Annotated in this window: 2 protein-coding genes; both read left to right on the top strand. The window is 48.6% G+C overall.

Features of this window, described 5'->3' with window-relative positions:
- Nucleotides 1–441: 441 nt before the first annotated feature.
- A complete protein-coding gene (locus PHI12_14090) occupies nt 442–3168 on the top strand; it encodes an HAD-IC family P-type ATPase (protein MDD5511917.1) in 2727 nt (908 codons plus the stop codon).
- A 238-nt stretch (nt 3169–3406) separates the two neighbouring features.
- Nucleotides 3407–3608 (top strand): 6-phosphofructokinase (locus PHI12_14085; protein ID MDD5511916.1); only part of this gene is annotated, 202 nt, incomplete at its 3' end.

Raw genomic sequence — 3608 nt, 5'->3', positions numbered from 1 at the left:
ATTCTGGCCTGGATACTTGGTGCGCCGACTCCTTTTATTCTGGGGTGCTTTGGTCTGTTTGGCATATTTTTGCTAAGACGATTAACTGCTCCACAACCGGTAAAGGTACATTTGACGAACAGGAGGCTAGTGCTCATAAACCGCCTTCTCTTCGACTGTGATGTTGCTGATAAAGAAGTTTGGATAGCACTCACGGATCAAAAGAAATGTAAAAGGTTGACTGTGAAAGAGTGATTTTTGCTAAGAACCCGCTTAGAAAGTGCAATTCTCCATTACGACGATAGTATCCCCGAAATACGTCTTTCCTCATGAAAGTTCGGCCAGGCCAAATCCAGTGATAACTCATGTGGTTATATTGGCTTTTTCGTTGCTTGTATGATAGAGTTTGGGATATTTTGCTGAGCTTAGCATATATAGATATAATAGGCGTCTGGTTAGAATATGGCAGAGAAGCATTGGTATAGTATTAGCTCTAACGAAGCACTAAGGAAACTTGATTCATCGCATTCTGGACTAACTAACTCGGAAGCTTCGAGCAGGTTACAGCAACACGGGCTTAATGAGCTTGAGCGTAAAAAGAAGGCCCCTGCAATACTACTATTTTTGCAGCAATTCCGCAGTCCCTTAGTCTACATACTACTCGCTGCAGCAATTGTCGAGTTTGTCTTGGGGAAAAATCTGGATGCCTCTGTAATTCTAGCAGTTCTGTTACTTATGGCCACGATTGGCTATGTTCAGGAAGGCAAGGCACAGAAAGCCATGGAAGCTCTAATGCAGCTGGCAGCCCCCAAAACTAAAGTCAGGCGCGATGGCAAAGTAGAAGAGATTAAAAGTAGAGAAGTGGTATCTGGCGATATCCTGATCCTTGAGTCAGGTGATAAGGTACCGGCTGATGCCCGGCTAATAGAGTTAGCCAACCTCAAAATAAACGAGTCATCGCTTACCGGAGAGTCTGTATCAGTGGATAAGCATACAACTCCGATAAGCGGCGAGGTTGCCTTATCAGACCGTAAGAACATGGTGTATATGGGCACTATTATCACAAACGGCCGCGCTACTGCTGTAGTGGTATCCACAGGGATGGCCACCGAGATGGGTAAAATTGCCACGAGCCTCCAAGAAGTTAAACAAGAGAAGACCCCTCTGCAGAAGAGCATTAATACACTGGGTCACTATATCATTTACCTGGTGCTGGGCACCTGCGGCCTACTGATAGGAGTGGGGGTATGGAGAGGGCTGGAATGGTTGGAGATATTCCTGGTGGCAGTAGCAGCGGCAGTAGCAGCCATACCCGAAGGCCTCCCGGCTGTAGTCACAGTTGTCTTGGCTGCGGGTATGCGTTATATGGCTTCACGCAATGCTGTCATCCGCCGACTGGTGGCAGTTGAGACCCTGGGATCAGCCACCGTCATCTGCTCTGACAAAACGGGCACGCTCACTATGAACCAGATGACGGTAAGGAAGATCTATGTCGACGGAGAATGGGTTGAGGTCACAGGTGAAGGCTACCAAGTGGAAGGCGAGTTTCGACGTGATAATAATATCCTAGATCCTGATAAGGAAGAATCAATGATGTTGCTTCTCAAGATAGGCGCTCTCTGCAATGATGCTTTGCTTTCATCGGATAAGGAGTGCTGTAACATCATGGGTGACCCGACGGAGGGAGCATTACTAGTGGCGGCTGCAAAGGCTGGCCTGAACGAGGAAACACTGGAGGAAACATATCCCAGATTGGATGAGATCCCGTTCCAGAGCGAGCGGCGGTATATGGCTACCCTGCACCCATGGAATAAGGGCAAGGTAGTTTACGTTAAGGGGGCTCTAGAAAGATTGCTTGAGATGAGCCACAGCACCTTGAAAAATGGCAGCCCAGTGTCATTGAATAAAGCAGATAGAGAAGCAATCCTGGGGATAAGTGATGCTATGGCGAAAGATGCCCTGAGGGTCCTGGCGCTAGCTTACGCCGAACATCCTGGAGAGCTTGCCGAACTCAAAGAGGAACACATCGATGGTAAGCTGGTTTTCGTAGGTTTGGTGGGCATGTATGACCCGCCTCGCGAGGAAGCAATCGAGGCGGTAGAGCAAGCCAAAAATGCCGGCATCAAGGTGGTTATGATTACTGGAGATAACAGGCTTACTGCTGAGTCGGTGGCTCGGCAACTTAAACTACCTCCGGGAGAAACTCTCACCGGTGCTGATATCGAAAAAATGAGCGATGAAGAGCTCTCGGAACGGGTGGAAAGGGTATCAGTGTTCGCCCGAGTGGAACCTGTTTTAAAGCTTAAGATTGTCAATGCTCTTAAAAAACAGGGGCACGTTGTCGCCATGACCGGTGATGGTGTTAACGACGCGCCGGCGCTGAAGGCCGCTGATATCGGCATTGCCATGGGCATTACAGGTACCGATGTGGCTAAGGAAGCCTCGGATATGACGTTGGTGGATGATAATTTCGTCTCGGTAGTATCCGCGGTTGAAGAAGGCCGGGCCATCTTCAACCGATTGCGAAATGTGGCGATGTTCCTTCTTGCCACCGGTATGGGAGAACTATTTGCTCTGGTACTGGGTATTTTGTTTTTGGGTAAGGCACCACTTATGGCACTACAGATTCTCTGGGTTAATCTGGTTACCGGCACAATTATGGCCGTTCCCCTTGGGCTTGAGCCAAAAGTGGGGGATGAATTAAATAAACCACCTCGCCACCCCAAAGTTGGGCTACTCTTCCCCGGGATGTTGCTGCGTGTCGGTTTTCTAGCGGGAATGATCGGTATCGGTACGGTACTGGTTTTTAACTTCATGGAACCAGCAGCCGGAGTGGAGGAAGCCCGTACTGTTGCCTTTTGCAGCGTAGTTATCTTCGAGTGGATTCTTGCCCTCAATGCTCGCTCCGATGAATACACCATTTTCCAGTTGGGGGTATTCCGTAATCGCTGGATGCTGATATTCATTTCGGCTGCTATTCCCCTGCAGGTAGCGGTCGTCTATCTACCTTTCCTTCAGACAGTATTCGGCACGGTACCGCTAGGTATCACTGGATGGGCTGTTGCCGTAATTCCGGGCGTAGCCGTATTCATCATCGAGACAGTGCGCAAAATGAAACACCCGCAGCTATTTAACCGCGGGAAATGGCAGCCAGCTGGAGGTACTAACTGGCTAGGTATCAGCAAGTGACTTCTGATATTAAAACATCTCTTAACAAGGTTTGCCTTCGTTCGATTCTGTTGAGACCGGCAGCACTGATTTGCCAAATTAGGTAAGGGCAGTTATGATGAACTCACAGATCGATTATTCTTAGCCTTGCACTAGCATCTGCCGAAAGTGAAGAGATCGCTGCCAGGATTGGCGATTTTCGAACATACCTAAAGATGACTGTTATTGATATCAGCCATTTTGTCTTGGAGGTCTAGTAGTGGGAAAGCACAGTAGAATCGCTATTCTTACCGGCGGAGGGGACTGTCCCGGCCTGAATGCCGTCATTCGGGCTGTTACCAAAAAAGCTATAATCGAATATGGGTTAGAGGTTATCGGCATCGAAGACGGATACGAGGGTGTTGTCCGTGGTCATAATCGGAGACTGCAATATGACGATGTCTCCGGGATTATTACCCTTG

Source organism: Dehalococcoidales bacterium (genome assembly GCA_028716225.1).
Taxonomy (GTDB): Bacteria; Chloroflexota; Dehalococcoidia; order Dehalococcoidales; family UBA5760; genus UBA5760.
The sequence above is the reverse complement of the archived record's forward strand: the minus strand, read 5'-3'. Positions and strand labels throughout refer to the sequence as shown.